This window comes from Streptomyces sp. MS06, from assembly GCF_047200655.1.
GTDB lineage: Bacteria > Actinomycetota > Actinomycetes > Streptomycetales > Streptomycetaceae > Streptomyces.
Genome location: NZ_JBJZOJ010000058.1, coordinates 16,969 through 34,157 on the forward strand (window position 1 = coordinate 16,969; position 17,189 = coordinate 34,157).

Consider the following 17,189-nt stretch of genomic DNA (forward strand, 5'->3'; position numbering starts at 1 on the left):
TGTGTCCTTTCGCCGTCACGGACGCCACTGTGCGGGCCGAACCTCTCAGAGACCTCTGAGAAGGCGGCTCCGGCACGGACTCAGAGGAAACTCTGAGTGTTCTCAGAGTCGTTTCACCCTGCGGAGGGTGGATGCTGGGAACTGCCATGAACACCACTCGCTCCGGCCGCCCCGCCCTCACCCGGCCCGACGGCACCCCGCTGCGCGTCCTCGTCGTCGACGACGACCCCGATCTCGCCGAGGTGCTGTCCGGCGCGCTGCGCTACGAGGGCTGGGAGGTGCGCACGGCCGGCGACGGGGCCGAAGCCGTCGCCACGGCCGACGAACTCCGGCCGGACGCGGTCGTGCTGGACGTGATGCTCCCCGACACCGACGGCTTCGCCGTGCTGCGCGCCCTGCACGAGGTGACGCCGGACGTGTGCGTGCTGTTCCTCACCGCGCGCGACGCGGTCGAGGACCGCATCGCGGGTATCACCGCGGGCGGCGACGACTACGTCACCAAACCGTTCAGCCTGGAGGAGGTGGTGGCCCGGCTGCGCGGACTGCTGCGCCGCGCCGGCATGGCCCGCCAGCAGGAGGAGGGGCCCCGGCTCATCGTCGGCGACCTGGTCATGGACGAGGAGGCCCGGGAGGTGTCCCGGGGCGGCGAGCTGATCGAGCTGTCGCCCACCGAGTTCGAACTGCTCCGCTTCCTGATGCGCAACCCGCGCCGGGTGCTCAGCAAGGCGCAGATACTCGACCGGGTCTGGTCCTACGACTTCGGCGGCCGGGCCCACGTCGTCGAGCTGTACATCTCCTACCTGCGCAAGAAGGTCGACGCCGGCCGGGAGCCGATGATCCACACCGTGCGCGGCGCCGGGTACGTCCTCAAGCCGGTGGCCCGGTGAAGCGGTTCGCGGTGCGGCTGCCGCGGGTGCGCAGCCTGCGCGCCCGGCTCACCGCCGGCCTGGTGGTACTCCTGGCGGTGAGCTGCGCCGCCGTCGGCCTGGCCGCCGTGTTCGAGTTGAACGGCTTCCTCACCCGCCGCCTGGACGAGCAGCTCGCCCAGGTGGGGACCCGGTTCCCGGCGAGTCTGGAGCACCGCGGGTCGGTGCCCGACGACCACGACGGGGACGAGCACCTGGACACCCGGCGGCAGGCCACGGGCACCTTCGGCGCGCGGCTGGTCGGCGGCGCGGTCACCGACGCGGCGGTGGTGCGCTCCGGGGACGCGACCGCGGACCTCGTCGTCACGCTGACGCCCCGCGACCGGCGGCTGCTCGCCGCGGTCCCGGTCGACGGCCGGGGACACAGCGTGGAACTGTCCTCCCTGGACAGCTACCGGGTGCTGGCCAGCCGCGGGCTGGACGGCGACGTGCTGATCACCGGGCTGCCGCTGGAGCCCGTGGAGGCCGCGGTGCACCGGCTGGAGCTGGTGTCCGGGGTCGTCTTCGGGATCGCGCTCGTCGCGACCGGTGTGGCCGGGGCGTTGTGGGTGCGCTGGTCGCTGCGCCCGCTGAGCCGGGTCGCCGCGACCGCCACCCGGGTGAGCGAGCTGCCGCTGGCCAGCGGGGAGGTCGCGCTGCCGCCGCGGGCGCCGGAGGCCGATCCGCGCAGTGAGGTGGGCAGGGTGGCCGCCGCCTTCAACCGGATGCTCGGCCATGTCGAGAACGCGCTCACCAAGCGGCACGCCAGCGAGGAGCGGCTGCGCAGCTTCGCCGCCGACGCCAGCCACGAGCTGCGCACCCCGGTGGCCTCGGTGCGCGGGCACGCGGAGCTGGCGCTGCTGCACCCGGGGCCGGTGCCGCCGGAGGTCACCCGGGCGCTGGAGCGGATCGAGGCGGAGTCGTCCCGGATGGGCGAGATGGTCGACGAGATGCTGCTGCTGGCCCGGCTGGACGCGGGCCGGCCGCTGGAGCGCGGGCCGGTGGACCTGACCCGGCTGGTCCTGGACGCCGTCGCGGACGCGCGCGCGGCCGGCCCCGGGCACCGCTGGACGCTGGAGCTGCCGGAGGACCCGGTCATCGTGCCCGGCGACGCCCACCGGCTGACGCAGGTGCTGGCCAACCTGCTGGCCAACGCCCGGTTGCACACGCCCGCGGGCACCGAGGTGACGGTCGCCCTGGAGACCGGGGCCGGTGCGGCGGTGCTGCGCGTCCACGACGACGGCCCCGGCATCCCGGCCGATGTCCAGCCCGGCGTGTTCGAGCGCTTCACCCGGGCCGAGCACCGCCGTCGCAGCGAGGCCGGCGGCGGTGGCGCCGGGCTGGGCCTGGCCATCGTCGCGGCCGTGGCGGAGGCGCACGGCGGCACCGTGGCGCTGGACAGCCGTCCCGGGTCGACGACGTTCACCGTCCGGCTGAGCACCGGGTGAACGGTGCGGTGCCGCCGGGCCGCGGGCCCTCCTGCCCCGTGGTGCCCGTGGTCCCGTGCGGCGGCGTGCGGTGCCGAGCAGTTGCGTGCGGTTCCGGGGCGCCGTCCGGCGGCCGGCTGCGGCGCGCTACCCGGCCGGCGGGGTCGGGGGCAGCGGGAGGGGCAGTCCGGGCAGCCCGTCGATGCTCGTCGCGATGTGCTCCTTGCCCTCGAAGTAGCGGCTGAGCGAGGTGTCGTCCTCCCGGGCGAACCGCCTGGCGTGCAGATCGCGGTCCTCGTCGTAGGTCATGAAGGGCACGGCGTAGCCGCAGGTGTCGCGGATCAGCTCGGCGCGCACCACGATGACCGCGCGCAGGCCGTGCTGCGCCGGGTCGATGTCGGGGAAGCGGGCCAGCAGCCCGGGGAAGCGCGGGTCGTCCCGCAGGACCGGTTCCCCGCGGCCGTGCACGCGCACGATGTTCGGCGGACCCTGGAAGGCGCACCACATCAGGGTGATCCGGCCGTTCTCCCGCAGGTGGGAGATGGTCTCGGCGTTGGATCCGGCGAAGTCCAGGTAGGCCACCGTGAGGTCGTCGAGCACCGCCAGGCAGCCCTTGAGCCCCTTGGGCGAGAGGTTGACGGTGCCGTCGCCGGCGAGCGGCGCGGTCGCCGTGAAGAAGAGGGGCTGCTCCTCGATGAAGGTGCGGAGCCTGCCGTCTATGCGCGCGTGCGTTTTTCCCACGGAGGGGAGTATCCGGGAGAATGCTTCGCCTGTCTAACCAATTCGAGTGCCGGGCTCCGGAAGGTGAGATTGACGAATCATGCAAGCTTCCGCATACTCATGCAAGATAGTGGAGACGGCGTGAGGAGCGGCGCAAGTGAGCAGCAGCAGTGGTGACGTACGGCTCTGGGGCGGCCGGTTCGCCGACGGTCCCGCCGAGGCCCTGGCCAAGCTGTCCGCGTCCGTCCACTTCGACTGGCGCCTCGCCCCCTACGACATCGCGGGTTCCCGGGCCCACGCACGCGTGCTGCACCGGGCGGGCCTCCTCACCGAGGACGAGCTGCACCGCATGATCGCCGGACTGGACCGGCTGGAGGCGGACGTCGCCGACGGCTCCTTCACCGGCACGATCGCAGACGAGGACGTGCACACCGCACTGGAGCGCGGCCTGCTGGAGCGTCTCGGCCCCGACCTCGGCGGCAAGCTGCGCGCCGGGCGCTCCAGGAACGACCAGGTCGCCACGCTGTTCCGGATGTACCTGCGGGACCACGCGAGGATCATCGGCGGCCTGCTCACCGACCTGCAGGAGGCGCTGGTCGGTCTCGCCGAGGCGCACCCGGACGTGGCGATGCCCGGCCGCACGCACCTCCAGCACGCCCAGCCGGTGCTCTTCGCCCACCATGTCCTCGCGCACGTGCAGTCGCTGTCCCGGGACGCCGAACGCCTGCGCCAGTGGGACGCGCGCACGGCCGTCTCGCCGTACGGCTCCGGCGCGCTCGCCGGGTCCTCCCTCGGACTGGACCCCGAGGCGGTGGCACGGGACCTCGGCTTCGAGCACGGCAGCGCGGCCAACTCCATCGACGGCACGGCATCCCGTGACTTCGTCGCCGAGTTCGCCTTCGTCACCGCCATGATCGGCGTCAACCTCTCCCGGATCGCCGAGGAGGTCATCATCTGGAACACGAAGGAGTTCTCCTTCGTGACCCTGCACGACGCCTTCTCCACCGGTTCCTCGATCATGCCGCAGAAGAAGAACCCGGACATCGCGGAGCTGGCCCGCGGCAAGTCCGGCCGCCTGATCGGCAACCTCACCGGCCTGCTGGCCACCCTCAAGGCCCTGCCGCTCGCGTACAACCGCGACCTGCAGGAGGACAAGGAGCCGGTCTTCGACTCCTGCGACCAGCTGGAGGTCCTGCTCCCGGCCTTCACCGGCATGATGGCCACCCTCACCGTCCACCGCGAGCGCATGGCGGAGCTGGCCCCGGCGGGCTTCTCGCTCGCCACCGACATCGCCGAGTGGCTGGTGAGGCGCGGGGTGCCGTTCCGCGTCGCGCACGAGGTGGCCGGCGCATGCGTCAAGGAGGCCGAGGCCGAGGGCAAGGAGCTGGACGGCCTGACGGACGAGCAGTTCGCCGCGATCTCGCCGCACCTCACCCCCGAGGTGCGCTCGGTACTCAACGTCCCCGGCGCCCTGGCCTCCCGCGACGGCCGCGGCGGCACGGCGCCCGCCGCGGTCGCCGTCCAGCTCGCCGAGGTGAAGGAGGACCTCGCGGCGCAGCGCCGGTGGGCCTCCGCCGAACGGGGCTGAGCCGGTCCCGTCTCATGGGCCCGGGGGGCGCCCGACGGTCCCGTGGGTCCCGCGGTCCCCGCCCGCCGACGGCCCGTGTGCCGGCCCGCGTGTCGCCCCGCGTCCCGGCGCCCGTGTGCCGACGCGCGTCCGCGAGGAACCGGGGGCCGTTCCGCCCCCCGGGGTCCCCTCCTCGGGGTCCCGATCCTCGGGGTCCCCTCCCCGGGGTCCCCTCCCCGGGGTCCCCTCCCCGGGGTCCCGATCCTCGGGGTCCCCTCCCCGGGGTCCCGATCCTCCAGTCGGGCCCGCCGGGCTCCGCCACCCCCGGGCCGGGGTCCGCCGCCCCGCGGCCTCCGGGCTGCGCCACCCCCGGGTCGGGGTCGGCCACCCGGGGCCCGCCGGGCTGCGCCGCCCCGGGCCGGGCGGCCCGGCCGTCGGTAGATTGAGGCCGGTCCGATGCCCCGACCGTGCAGGGAGCCGCCATGCCGTTCAGTCGACTGGCCACCGCCACCACGCCCACCGCGCACCTCGGACTCGGTCTCGCCGCCGTCGGCCGCCCGGGCTACATCAACCTCGGCCGGCAGGCGGACCTCCCGGCCGAGCGCACCGTCGACGCCCTGCGGGCACGCACGCACGCACTGCTGGACGCCGCCTACGCGCAGGGCGTGCGCTACGTCGACACGGCCCGCTCCTACGGCCGTGCCGAGGAGTTCCTGGCCGACTGGCTGAACGCCCGCCCCGACGTCGACGACCTCGTCGTCGGCAGCAAATGGGGCTACACCTACACCGCGGACTGGTCGACCGACGCCGAGCAGCACGAGGTCAAGGACCACACGGCCGCCACCTACGAGCGGCAGCGCGCGGAGACCGCCGCCCTGCTCGGCGACCGGCTGGACCTCTACCAGATCCACTCGGTGACACCGGACAGCCCGGCCCTCACCGACAGGTCGCTCCACGCGAAGCTGGCCGAGGCGGCCGAACAGGGCCTCACCGTCGGCTTCTCCACCAGCGGTCCCGCCCAGGCCGACGCCATCCGTGCCGCGCTCGCCGTCACGGTCGGCGGTGAGCCGCTGTTCCGCACCGTCCAGTCCACCTACAACGCCCTGGAGACCTCGGCGGGCCCCGCCCTCGCCGAGGCGCACGAGGCCGGCCTCACCGTGATCGTCAAGGAGGGCATGGCGAACGGCCGACTGGCGGGCCCGCACGCGCCGGAGGCCCTGCGGGCCGTCGCCGCGGAGGTGTCCCTCGGCTGCGACGCGGTCGCCCTCGCCCTGATCCTGCGCCGGCCCTGGGCCGGGGTGGTGCTCTCCGGCGCGGCGACCACCTCCCAGCTGGCCTCCAACCTGCACGCCGCGGCCGTCGACCTGGACGACGGCCGGCTGGCCCGGCTGGAGAAGCTCGCCGAGGAACCGCAGGCCTACTGGAAGCAGCGCGCGCGGCTCCCCTGGCACTGACCCTCCCCCGCTCGCCTCCCTCCTCCCCCCGGCGCCGCTGCCTCCTCCCGGCAGCGGCGCCTCCGGCGTTCGGGCCCCTCGGTGGGCGCGGACGCAACCCCGCGCCGACGGCGGGCCGGCCGGTCGAGTCGTGAGAGCCTCACGTTCCATGTGAGACATTCATGTCTCATGTGGGCTATCCTTGTCTCATGGCTGTCGATCGTGATCACGTGCTGCGCACCGCCGCGACCCTGCTGACCCGCAAGTCCACCGCCACCATGGACGAGGTCGCCAGGGCCGCCGGCATCAGCCGGGCCACCCTCCACCGCCACTTCGCCGGACGCGACGCTCTGGTGCGCGCCCTGGAGGAGCTCGGCATCGCCGAGTGCGAGACCGCGCTGGACGCCGCCCGTCCGGAGGACGGCCCCGCCGGCGAGGCGGTGCGCCGCCTCGTGGCCGCCATCGAGCCCGCGGCCGGGCTCCTCGCCTTCCTCTACACCGAGAACCAGCTCTTCGAGGGCGAAGCGCAGAACGAGGGCTGGGCGCGCATCGACGACCGGGTGGCCGCGCTCTTCCGGCGCGGCCAGGCCGACGGCGAGTTCCGCATCGACCTCACTCCAGCCTGGCTGACGGAGGCCCTCTACGGACTGCTGGCCTCCGGAGCCTGGGTCGTGGCGGAAGGCCGGGTGGCCCCGAAGGACTTCACCCACATGATCGTCGAGCTGCTGCTCGGCGGCGCACGGCGCACCGACATACCCCGAAGAGAGGAATCATGACCAGCATCCTGCAGCCGGCGGCGACGGCGGAGGCGGTGCGGCGGCCCGGCCGCTGGCTCGCGCTCTGCGTGCTCGTGCTCGCCGTGCTGCTGGTGGCCGTGGACGCGACCGTCCTGGGCCTGGCCACCCCGTACATCAGCGAGGACCTGAAGCCGTCCGGCACCCAACTGCTCTGGATCGGAGACATCTACTCCTTCGTCATCGCCGGGCTGCTCGTCTCCATGGGCAGCCTCGGCGACCGCATCGGCCGCAAGCGCATCCTGCTCGTCGGCGCGACGGCGTTCGGCGCGATGTCCGTCCTCAACGCGTACGCCACCAGCCCCGAGATGATGATCACGGCCCGGGCGCTGCTCGGTGTCGCCGGCGCGACCCTGATGCCGGCCACGCTCGCGCTGATCCGCAACCTCTTCCACGACCCCCGCGAACGCAGTCTCGCCGTCGGGGTCTGGGGCGCCGCCGCCTCCGCCGGCACGGCCGTCGGGCCGATCGCGGGCGGGTTCCTGCTGGAGCACTTCTGGTGGGGCTCGGTCTTCCTGATCAACCTGCCCGTGATGGCGGTGCTCGTACTCGTCGGCATCCGGCTGCTGCCCGAGTCCCGCAACCCCGACCCCGGCCCCTGGGACACCGTCAGCGTCCTGGCGTCGCTGGTCGGCATGGTCGGCGTCGTGTACGCGGTGAAGGAGGCCGCGGCACACGGGTTCACCTGGCCCGTCGCCGCCACCGGCCTGCTCGGCGCGGCCGCACTGTACGGCTTCGTGCGCCGCCAGCTCACGATGCCCGCACCGCTGCTCGACATGCGGCTGTTCCGCGACCGCGGCTTCAGCGGCGCCGTCCTGGCCGACCTGCTGACCGTGCTCGGCCTCTCCGGTCTGGTGTTCTTCCTCTCCCAGTACCTGCAACTCGTGCAGGGGCGGAGCCCTTTCGAGGCGGGCCTGGCCGAACTGCCCGCCGCGGTGGGCGCGGTGGCGGCCGGTCTGGTCGCCGGCCGGGCGGCCCGGCGCTTCTCGGTGCGGGCGATGGTCGCCGGCGGTCTGGCGGCGGTGGGCCTGGCGCTGGCCGCCCTGGCCACGATCGACGCCACGACCGGCTACCCGCTCCTGGGCACCGCCCTGCTGGTGGTCGGCGCCGGCGCCGGTCTCTCCTTCACCGTCACCGCCGACGTCATCCTCTCCTCCGTGCCGAAGGAGCAGGCGGGTGCCGCCTCGGCGGTGTCGGAGACCGCCTACGAACTGGGCGCCGCCCTGGGCATCGCCCTGCTCGGCTCGATCGTCACCGGTGTCTACCGGGGCTTCGCCGCCCCGCCCGGCGTCCCGGCCGGGGCGCAGGAGTCGCTGGGCGGGGCCGTGGAGGCGGCGAGGACACTGCCCGCGGAGACCGCGCAGACGCTGCTGTCCGCGGCCCGCGGCGCCTTCGTGCACGGCCTGACCCTCGCCTCGGGTGTGGGCGCCGCGGTGCTGCTGGCGACGGCGGCCGCGGCCTGGCGCATGCTTGCCGGCCGCCGGCTGGACGAGGCCGGCTGAGGCGCCCGCGGCGCCGCCCGCGGCCGCCCGGTCCCTGGGCGCTGCGAGGGCGGCGCCCCGTCGTCTTCTTCACTCAAGCAGCTCGCGCCGTCCGGTGGAGCCGCTGCCTCCAGCTAGGCGGCTTCCTTCGCCTTGCTCGCGTAGACGTCCACGTACTCCTGACCGGACAGCCGCATCACCTCTGTCATCACCGAGTCGGTGACGGCGCGCAGCACGTACCGGTCGCGGTCCATTCCGTCGTACCGGGAGAACTCCATCGCCTCGCCGAAGCGGACCCTGACCCGGTGCGGCCGGGGCATTCCCGAGCCGCCCGGCTGGATCCGGTCGGTGCCGATCATGGCGAACGGCACCACCGGCGCGCCCGTCATCAGCGTGAGCCGGGCGATGCCGGTGCGTCCCCGGTACAGCCGGCCGTCGGGGGAGCGGGTGCCCTCCGGGTAGATGCCGAAGACCCTGCCCTCGTCCAGTACCCGGCGTCCGGTCATCAAGGCCGCCACACCGCCGCGGCCGCCGTCGCGGTCCACCGGGATCATGCCGACGCCGGTGAAGAACCAGGCCATGAGCCTGCCCTTGAGGCCCTTGCCGGTGACGTACTCGTCCTTGCCGATGAAGAAGACCTGACGGTCGCAGACCAGGGGAAGGATCATCGAGTCGATGAAGGTGACGTGGTTGCCGGCCAGGATGACCGGACCGTCCCCCGGGATGTGCTCCGCGCCCTCCACCTGGGGGCGGAACATCAGGCGCATGACCGGGCCGAGCACTGCCTTGATGATCGCGAAGCGGGACAACGGGCCCTCCGGTGTCAAGGGAAGCGGTATGACTCTGTGCAGGTGAGGACGATACTCGCGGTCGCCCTCGCCACGCACATCGGGTGCGTCCCGCAACCCGTCGAGTCGAGCGGCATTCAGCGCCCCGACCTGGTCCTCGACGGTCCGCCGGCCGTGCCGCATCCGAGCGCCGGCAGCCGCCCCCGGGGCGTTTGCCGCACGTAGTTCGCGACCGGCGTCGACGGCGTCCTCACCGGCGAACGCGGATGCCCCGCTCCCCGTTCGCCGGTGAGGACCCCGTCAACGGGTGTACGCACTCGCCCCTTGATGGAGTGACAGCCGTCCGCCCGGGCAACCGGCCGCCCGGGCGGACGCGTCGTGGCGCACATGAACCACGACCTGGTCGCCGCCCTGCGGCCGCTCCTGACCGCCGAGGCGTCGGCGGAGGCCCACGCCCTCGGCGCCGACCCCGGAGATCTGGAGCAGGCCGTCTGGCTACGTCTCCTGGAGCGCCTCGCCGCCGGCGCCCCGCCGCCCGACCCGCACGGCTGGCTCCGCCGAGCGGTGCGCTGCGAGGTCCGCCGTGCCCGCCGCGCCGCGAGCCGCGAACACGCCTACGGGACCGAGCCGGCCGACGGCGAGGCGCGCGGCCCCGAGCACCTCGTCCTGGCCGCCGCCCGGCGGCACGCCCTGCGGGAAGCGGTGCGCCGCCTGCCCGGTCGCTGCCCCCGGCTGCTGGAGGCGCTGCTCTCCCCGCGGGACCTCACCTACCGGGAGATCGCGGGCGAGTTGGGTATCTCACAGGGCTCACTCGGGCCGGAACGTTCCAGATGTCTGGCATGTCTGCGTCGTTTGCTCGCACCGGAGGTTGCGGTCGGTGGACTGCGGGGATAGGAGTGAGGGACGTCAGGCGATCAAGTGAGCGGGAGGCGTGCACACATGGGCATGAGTGTGACCATTTCGGCGGCGACCGAGCGGGACGTCGAACAGATCTTCCGTCTGCAGTACCTCTGCTTCCAGAGCGAGGCCGCGCTGTACGGCAACTACCGCATCGACCCGCTCGTGCAGACCCTCGACTCGGTCCGCGAGGAGGTCGCCGCCGACTGCGTCTTCGTGGCCCGGCTGGGGGAGGAGGTCGTCGGCTCGGTCCGCGGCCGGCTCACCGAGGACGGTGCCGCCGCCATCGGCAAGCTGTGCGTGCACCCCCGCCTGCAGGGCCACGGCATCGGGGCCCGGCTGCTGAGCGCGGCCGAGTCCGCCCTCGTCAGGGAGCGCGGCGCCACCCGCTTCCGCCTGCACACCGGCCACCGCAGCGAGAGCGGCCTGCGCCTCTACCGCCGTGTGGGCTACGAGACGGTCGGCACCGAGCAGGGCGCCGACGGAGTCCCGATGATCGTCCTGGAGAAGCCCGCCGGAACGTACGCGGCCACGGCCTGAGGCCGGACCGCGGACACCGCGCGGCCCCTGCCTCAGCCGGCGTCCTGCTGCCGGGCGCTCTTCCGCAGCCAGTACAGCGCGGAGACCGGCAGCAGCACCGGGATGAACAGGTAGCCCATGCCGTAGTCCGACCACACCGTCGCGTCCGGGAAGGCCGACGGCTCGACCAGGGTCCAGGTGCCCACGGCCAGCACCCCCGCCAACTCGGCGGCACAGCACACCCGCGCCGCCCTGCGCGCCGTCTCGCCGCCGCGGACCAGCGAGTACGTGATGAAGCCGTAGACCACGCCGGCCACCGCCGACAGCGAGTAGGCCAGCGGTGCCCGGTCGAAGTCGGTCGCGATCTGGTACACCGACCGCGACACCGCGCCGACCACCATCACGCCGTACAGCCAGACCAGCAGCAGGCCCGGCCCGCTGATCAGCCGGGCCGGCTTCGGCTGCGCGCCCGTCACCTCAGCCTCCCCAGATGTCATAGAGCCGCACCTCCAGCACGGCCAGCACCACACCGCCGGCGGCGACCGTCACCGAGCCCCAGCGGGTGCGCTCGGCCAGCGACATGAAAGCCGTCGCCGGGACGCACGCGAAGGCGCCCAGCAGATACGCCACGAAGATCGCCGTGCCCTGCTCCGGCTTCTCGCCGCGCGCGAGCTGCACGACTCCGACCACCAACTGGGCCAGGGCGAGCAGCGTGACGACGGCCATCCCGACGAAGTGCCGGTCCTTCGTCGGCTGGTCGCGGTAGGCCGCCCACCCGGTCCAGGCGGCGAGCAGCAACGCGGCGACGCCGGTCGCCAGCGTCAGGGCATCAAGCATGCCGAGACCCTATTACGGCGGTCCGGCACCTCCGCACGGCGCCCCCGCCCGCCGCACCGGACCCCCGCGCCACGCTCCGTGCATCCACGCCCCCGCATCGCCCGCGGTTACGGTCGCGGTGTCGCCGCGGACCGCCGACGGTGTCCACTATCCGGACAGCGGTGACCGGTCAGCACCATACGTCTGCTTTACTCGTCGCATGAGCACGACGAGCACCCGCACCCTTGCGACCGAGGCGATCAGGACGCCCGGTGCTCGCTGCATGTGTTCTCGCATGTGCCGAATGCGCGCCTGCTAGAGGGCCCCTGCACCCACCGCCTCGCGCCCCGAAGCGAGAGCCCGCTCACGTCCGCCGCCGCGCCCCCGCGCGCGCCGGACCGACCCGCCCCGCGCACACGCCCCGACGACGCCGTTTCCACGGCACCCGTCGGCCCCGTGGCGCGCCCGGCGGCCCCCACCACGAAGTGCCCCGTGCCCGGCGCCCGTTGCGCGCCGCGCACTCGACAGTGACGGAAACCCACGTGATCACCACCTCGGGCCTGACGAAGATCTATCGTTCCCCCCGCTCACCCGGCCGTGCGGTCACCGCCCTCGACGGCGTCGACCTGCACGTCCGCGAAGGCGAGGTGTACGGCGTCATCGGCCAGTCCGGCGCCGGCAAGTCCTCGCTGATCCGCTGCGTCAACCTCCTCGAACGCCCCACCTCCGGAACGGTCACCGTCGCCGGGCGGGACCTCACCGCTCTCGCCGGCCGCGGCCCGCGCGCCGGCCGGGAACTGCGGCGGGCGCGCAGCCGCATCGGCATGGTCTTCCAGCACTTCAACCTGCTGTCCTCCCGCACAGTGCAGGAGAACGTCGAGCTCCCACTTGAGATACTCGGCCGGTCCGGCCGGGACCGCTCCCGCAGAGCGCTCGAACTGCTCGACCTGGTGGGCATCGCCGACAAGGCCGGGTCCTACCCCGGCCGGCTGTCCGGTGGCCAGAAGCAGCGCGTCGGCATCGCCCGCGCCCTGGCCGGCGACCCCGATGTGCTCCTCTCCGACGAGGCCACCAGCGCGCTCGACCCGGAGACCACCCGGTCCGTCCTCGCGCTGCTCCGCGACCTGAACCGGCAGCTCGGCCTGACCGTTCTGCTCATCACGCACGAGATGGACGTGGTCAAGAGCGTCTGCGACTCGGCCGCGCTGATGGAGAGGGGACGCATCGTCGAGTCCGGCACGCTGGGCGAGCTGCTGGCCGCCCCCGGCTCCCGGCTGGCCGCCGCGCTGTTCCCGGTGAGCGGCGACACCGCGGACCCCGACCGCACCGTCGTCGACGTCACCTTCCGCGGCGACTCCACCGCCCGGCCCGTCGTCTCGCAGCTCTCACGCACCTACAACATCGACATATCGATCCTCGGTGCCGCCGTCGACACCGTCGGCGGGCTCCAGGTCGGACGCATGCGCATCGCACTGCCCGGCAGCTACGAGGACAACGTCGTCCCCATCGGCCTCCTGCGCGAGCAGGGCCTGCAGATCGACGTCCAGGGCCGGGAACCCGCGCCCGCACCGGTGCAGGGGGGTGCGAAGTGACCTGGACCGAGATGCGGCCGCTGCTCTCCCAGGCCTGCTGGGACACCCTCTGGATGGTCGGTTGGTCCACCCTGCTCGCCGTCGCCGGCGGGCTCCCGCTCGGCCTCCTGCTCGTGCTCACCGACCGGGACGGGCTGCTGCGCAACACCGTCGCCAACAAGGTCGTCGGGCAACTGGTGAACGTCGCCCGGTCGATGCCGTTCATCATCCTCATGGTGGCGCTGATGTCCTTCACGCGCCTGGTCACCGGCACCACCATCGGGCGGGAGGCCGCCATCGTGCCGCTGGCCGTCGGGGCGATCCCGTTCTTCGCCCGGCTCGTCGAGACCGCGGTCCGCGAGGTGGACGGCGGACTCGTCGAGGCCGTGCAGGCGATGGGCGGCACCAGCTGGACCGTCGTCCGCAAGGTCCTCGTCCCCGAGTCGCTGCCCTCGCTCGTCTCGTCCACCACCACCACGATCGTCGCCCTCATCGGCTACTCCGCCATGGCCGGCACGGTCGGCGCCGGCGGCCTCGGGGACATCGCCATCCGCTACGGCTACCAGCGGTTCGAGACCCAGCTGATGTGGATCACCGTGGCGGTCCTCGCCGCGGCCATCTCCCTCATCCAGCTCGCGGGCGACTCGGCCGCGCGTGCCCTGCACCGGCGCGGCGGTCGGTCCGGGCCGGTGCCCCGGCTCCGGCTGCTGAAGGCCTCCGCCACGACTCGCCGGACCGTCTGAGTCGGCGCCCTCCCCCAGGACCGGAACCCGTACCCCGCGCTCCCCGCTGCTCGCCGGCGCCCCGGGGCACCCCCGGAACACCGCTGCCCTGCTCCACGCGCCCACCGGCGCGCCCTCCGACCACCACCCCGAACGGCGCCCCCTGCCGACACCTCTCGACCCGAGGGGCGCACCATCCCTGAAGGAAAGGCACTTTTCGTGCGCAACACCGCCAAGATCACCACGGCCGTCCTCGCCGCCGGAGCCCTCACCCTCGGGCTCACCGCCTGCGGCACGGACCGGGCCCCGGACGCCGCCGACCCGGACGCCCCGCTCGTCGTCGCCGCCAGCCCCGTGCCGCACGCCGAGATCCTCGACTACGTCAAGGACCACCTGGCGAAGAAGGCGGGTCTCGACCTGGAGGTCAGGGAGTTCACCGACTACGTCACCCCGAACACGGCCACGGAGGACGGCTCCGTGGACGCCAACTACTTCCAGAACCAGCCGTACCTCGACGACTTCAACAAGAAGAACGGCACCCACATCGTGCCCGTCGTCACGGTGCACCTGGAACCGCTCGGCCTGTACTCGCACCGGGTGGGGAAGATCGACGAACTCGGCAGCGGAGCCACCGTCGCCGTCCCCAACGACACCGTCAACGAGGCCCGCGCCCTCGAACTCCTCGCCGCGCACGGGCTCATCACACTCGAGGACGGCGCCGGAACCGGCGCGACCCCCTCGGACATCACCCGCAACCCCAGGCACCTGAAGTTCAGGGAACTGGAGGCGGCGCAGACACCGCGCTCCCTCGACGACGTCGACGCCGCGGTCGTCAACGGCAACTACGCCATCGCGTCCGGCCTGAAGCCCGCCGAGGACGCCCTCCTGCTGGAGTCGCCGAAGAACAACCCGTACGGCAACTTCCTCGCCGTGAAGAAGGGCCGCGAGAACGACCCCCGGGTCAGGACCCTCGCCGAACTGCTCACCTCCCCCGAGGTGAAGTCCTTCATCGAGGACAGGTACGCCGGTTCGGTCCTCGCCTCCTTCTGACCCGCCGCATCCGCCGCGGGGGTTCCGCACCGTACCGTGCGGAACCCCCGTTCCGTCCGGCGCGCGGGGCGACCCCGTGGTGCGGTTCGGTGCTTTCATGCTGCATGCTGGGCAGTTCAGCGGACCCCGGACACCGGGCCGCTGACGCCTGACGGCTGTAGAGGTTTCCCGAAGTTAACGGAGTGGCGCATGACCGGCACCTTCCCCAACGTCTCCATCAGCACGGAGCGGTTGGTCCTGCGCCCCCTCGAGGACTCCGACGCCCAGGCCTTCGCCGAGATGATGAACGACGAACTCGTCACCGCCTGGACCACCGTCCCGCAGCCCTACGGCGAGGCCGACGCCCTCGCCTGGATCACCGAACTCGCCCCGGCCGAACGGACCGAGGGCCGGGGCATCGTGTTCGCCCTCACCGAGTTCCTCACCCAGCGCCTGGTCGGCACCGTCCGGCTGCGGCGCACCGACTGGCGGGTCCGCTCCACCGAGATCGCCTACGTCGTCGCGCCCTGGGCCCGCGGTGAGGGCTACGCCAGCGAGGCCGCCCTCGCCACCGCCCACTGGCTCTTCCACGACCAGGGGTTCGAACGTCTGGAGCTGCGCACCGCGGCCGACAACACCGCCTCCCAGCAGGTCGCCCAGAAGATCGGCTGCGTCAGCGAGGGCGTGCTGCGCGGCGCCTGGATAGCGCGCAGCAGGAGCGAGGACGGCGCCTGGACGAGCGTGCGCACCGACCTCATCGTGTGGAGCCTGCTGCCCGAGGACCTGGAGGGCCTCGGCGAGCAACTGGCCGACACCGGTTTCACCTCGTACGGAGACTGGAACTGAAACCCCCGGGGAGACGACCCGCAGGCGCCACCCCCTCCACCGCACCGGGTACGCTCACGGAACCCGCCCACGGGCTGTCCCACCCCACGACCGACGCACCCGCGCACACCTCTGGAGACTGACGACGATGGCCGACCGGGTCACGGTGATCGGCTGGGACGGTTCGCCGCTGACCGCCGCGGCGCGCTCCGCCCTGGGCGCCGCAACGCTGGTGGCGGGCGCCGCACACCACCTGGAACTGCCCGAACTGCCGGCCGGCGCCGAGCGCATCCGGCTGGGCAGCCTCGCCCTCGCGGCCCGGCGGATCGCCGCCCACCGCGGTACCGCCGTCGTGCTGGCCGACGGCGACCCCGGCTTCTTCGGTGTGGTCCGGACCCTGCGCGCGCCCGAGTTCGGTCTGGAGGTCGAGGTGGTCCCCGCGGTCTCCGCCGTCGCCGCCGCCTTCGCCCGCGCCGGCATGCCCTGGGACGACGCACAGGTGGTCGCCGCCCACCCGCGCACCCTGCGCCGCGCGGTGAACGTGTGCCGAGCCCACACCAAGGTCGCGGTGCTCACCGCACCCGGAGCCGGACCCGCCGAACTCGGCCTCCTCCTCGACGGCGTCCACCGCACCTTCGTCATCTGCGAGGAACTGGGCACCGGGCACGAGCAGGTCACCGTCGTCACCTCCGACAAGGCCGCCGACCACACCTGGCGCGACCCGAACGTGGTCATCGTCGTCGGCGGCACCACCGGCCTGGGTGCGGCGCCCGACCGGCCCGGCTGGATCGCCGGCCGCGACCCCGCGGCCGGGCCGCGCGGCTGGACCCTGCCCTCCGACGCCTACGACGGCGAACTCGGCGAGGGCGAGGCGCAGCCGCTGCGCGCCGCGCAACTGGCCCGGCTCGGCCCCCGGGTCGGCGATCTGGTGTGGGACATCGGCTGCGGTGCCGGAGCCTTCGCCACGGAGGCCGCCCGGGCCGGTGCCGCCGTCATCGCCCTCGACCGGGACCCGGACGCCTGCGCCCGCACGGAGGCCGCCGCCCGCCGCGGCGGTATCCAGCTCCAGGTGGTCCAGGGCACCGCCCCGCACGCCCTGGAGACCCTTCCCGAGCCCGACGTGGTCCGGGTCGGCGGCGGGGGAGCGGCCGTCGTCTCCGCGGTCGCCGACCGCCGCCCCCAGCGCATCGTCAGCCACGCGGCCACTCGCGACGAGGCCGAACTCGTCGGCCGCGACCTGAGCGAGCACGGCTACCGGGTGACGTGCGCCCTGCTTCAGTCCGTCGAACTCGACACTCGGGTCTGGACCGAGACGGAGCGCAGCGTGGTGTTCCTGCTCACCGGGGAACTGCCCGCGCGCACGGACCCCCGCTGAGCGGCCCGGCGGCGCCCGCCGGGCGGTGGCCGGCGGACAGCGCCCCGTGATCCTCCGAACGCGTAGCGCGGGGTAGGCTGGCCGATCGTCGTACCGCATCCGGTCGTCCGGCACTTCGTCGGCCAATGTCGGGAAAACGCGCCTCTTTTGGGGAGCGTGCGGTACTTCGAAAACCGTGGGCGCGCAACGTGGCGCAGTCCACAGCCGGCTGTCGCGGATCAAGCTGTCGCGGCGGCCGAACGGCCGCGACAATGCCACTCAATGGCTTTGTCGCCTTTTCCGGGCGGGTCGTTCGTGCCGATGGGCGCGCACGCTCGTTC

At 73.5% G+C, this 17,189-nt stretch carries 17 protein-coding genes; 13 read left to right on the forward strand and 4 right to left on the reverse strand.

Annotated features, from left to right (window positions below):
• Positions 1-146 precede the first annotated feature (146 nt).
• Together ACL02U_RS25960 and ACL02U_RS25965 are read left to right on the forward strand one after the other, a co-directional pair.
• Positions 147-887: a response regulator transcription factor gene (locus ACL02U_RS25960; RefSeq protein WP_412793361.1), complete on the forward strand. Its 741-nt coding sequence runs from the start codon at positions 147-149 to the stop codon at positions 885-887.
• The gene (locus ACL02U_RS25965) at positions 884-2,353 is read left to right on the forward strand and encodes a sensor histidine kinase (RefSeq protein WP_412793362.1); all 1,470 of its coding nucleotides are present in this window, start codon (positions 884-886) and stop codon (positions 2,351-2,353) included. The genes ACL02U_RS25960 and ACL02U_RS25965 overlap by 4 nt, the downstream gene beginning before the upstream one ends.
• Positions 2,354-2,479: 126 nt before the next feature.
• Here the strand turns inward: ACL02U_RS25965 and ACL02U_RS25970 are convergent, their stop codons facing one another.
• On the reverse strand, positions 2,480-3,073 hold the full coding sequence (locus ACL02U_RS25970; RefSeq protein ID WP_412793363.1) for a pyridoxamine 5'-phosphate oxidase family protein: 594 nt from the start codon (positions 3,071-3,073) through the stop codon (positions 2,480-2,482).
• A gap of 136 nt (positions 3,074-3,209) precedes the next feature.
• Between ACL02U_RS25970 and argH the strand changes: the two genes are divergently transcribed.
• From argH to ACL02U_RS25990, 4 genes are all read left to right on the forward strand, one after another.
• Complete coding sequence (argH, locus tag ACL02U_RS25975; protein ID WP_412793364.1) at positions 3,210-4,640, forward strand: argininosuccinate lyase; 1,431 nt, start codon at positions 3,210-3,212, stop codon at positions 4,638-4,640.
• Positions 4,641-5,101: 461 nt separating this feature from the next.
• Complete coding sequence (locus ACL02U_RS25980; protein WP_412793365.1) at positions 5,102-6,073, forward strand: aldo/keto reductase; 972 nt, start codon at positions 5,102-5,104, stop codon at positions 6,071-6,073.
• 188 nt (positions 6,074-6,261) lie between these two features.
• Positions 6,262-6,828, forward strand: a complete 567-nt coding sequence (locus tag ACL02U_RS25985; RefSeq protein WP_412793366.1) for a TetR/AcrR family transcriptional regulator — start codon at positions 6,262-6,264, stop codon at positions 6,826-6,828.
• Positions 6,825-8,348, forward strand: a complete 1,524-nt coding sequence (locus ACL02U_RS25990) for an MFS transporter (protein WP_412793367.1) — start codon at positions 6,825-6,827, stop codon at positions 8,346-8,348. Before ACL02U_RS25985 ends, ACL02U_RS25990 begins: the two co-directional genes overlap by 4 nt.
• Positions 8,349-8,461: 113 nt before the next feature.
• On the opposite strand, the gene ACL02U_RS25995 is transcribed toward ACL02U_RS25990, so the two are convergent.
• A complete protein-coding gene (locus ACL02U_RS25995; protein ID WP_412793368.1) occupies positions 8,462-9,136 on the reverse strand; it encodes a lysophospholipid acyltransferase family protein in 675 nt (224 codons plus the stop codon).
• 366 nt (positions 9,137-9,502) lie between these two features.
• On the opposite strand from ACL02U_RS25995, the gene ACL02U_RS26000 reads away from it, so the two are divergent.
• A complete protein-coding gene (locus ACL02U_RS26000; RefSeq protein ID WP_412793387.1) occupies positions 9,503-10,009 on the forward strand; it encodes a sigma-70 family RNA polymerase sigma factor in 507 nt (168 codons plus the stop codon).
• Between the two features lie 45 nt (positions 10,010-10,054).
• Positions 10,055-10,552 carry a GNAT family N-acetyltransferase gene (locus ACL02U_RS26005; protein ID WP_412793369.1) on the forward strand — a complete coding sequence of 166 codons (498 nt, stop codon included), beginning with the start codon at positions 10,055-10,057 and terminating at the stop codon, positions 10,550-10,552.
• 32 nt (positions 10,553-10,584) lie between these two features.
• Here the strand turns inward: ACL02U_RS26005 and ACL02U_RS26010 are convergent, their stop codons facing one another.
• Both ACL02U_RS26010 and ACL02U_RS26015 read right to left on the reverse strand, forming a co-directional pair.
• Positions 10,585-11,028: a hypothetical protein gene (locus tag ACL02U_RS26010; RefSeq protein ID WP_412793370.1), complete on the reverse strand. Its 444-nt coding sequence runs from the start codon at positions 11,026-11,028 to the stop codon at positions 10,585-10,587.
• Positions 11,009-11,368, reverse strand: a complete 360-nt coding sequence (locus ACL02U_RS26015) for a hypothetical protein (RefSeq protein WP_412793371.1) — start codon at positions 11,366-11,368, stop codon at positions 11,009-11,011. The genes ACL02U_RS26010 and ACL02U_RS26015 overlap by 20 nt, the downstream gene beginning before the upstream one ends.
• A gap of 521 nt (positions 11,369-11,889) precedes the next feature.
• Here ACL02U_RS26015 and ACL02U_RS26020 point away from each other — a divergent pair.
• The 5 genes from ACL02U_RS26020 (at position 11,890) to cbiE (ending at position 16,869) form a co-directional block, all read left to right on the forward strand.
• Positions 11,890-12,939: a methionine ABC transporter ATP-binding protein gene (locus ACL02U_RS26020; protein WP_412793372.1), complete on the forward strand. Its 1,050-nt coding sequence runs from the start codon at positions 11,890-11,892 to the stop codon at positions 12,937-12,939.
• Positions 12,936-13,661 carry a methionine ABC transporter permease gene (locus ACL02U_RS26025; protein WP_412793373.1) on the forward strand — a complete coding sequence of 242 codons (726 nt, stop codon included), beginning with the start codon at positions 12,936-12,938 and terminating at the stop codon, positions 13,659-13,661. Before ACL02U_RS26020 ends, ACL02U_RS26025 begins: the two co-directional genes overlap by 4 nt.
• Positions 13,662-13,859: 198 nt before the next feature.
• A complete protein-coding gene (locus ACL02U_RS26030) occupies positions 13,860-14,690 on the forward strand; it encodes a MetQ/NlpA family ABC transporter substrate-binding protein (protein ID WP_412793374.1) in 831 nt (276 codons plus the stop codon).
• Positions 14,691-14,879: 189 nt separating this feature from the next.
• Entirely contained in the window at positions 14,880-15,515 is a 636-nt protein-coding gene (locus ACL02U_RS26035; protein ID WP_412793375.1) for a GNAT family N-acetyltransferase, read from the forward strand.
• A 127-nt stretch (positions 15,516-15,642) separates the two neighbouring features.
• Positions 15,643-16,869 carry a precorrin-6y C5,15-methyltransferase (decarboxylating) subunit CbiE gene (cbiE, locus tag ACL02U_RS26040; RefSeq protein WP_412793376.1) on the forward strand — a complete coding sequence of 409 codons (1,227 nt, stop codon included), beginning with the start codon at positions 15,643-15,645 and terminating at the stop codon, positions 16,867-16,869.
• Positions 16,870-17,189: the final 320 nt, after the last annotated feature.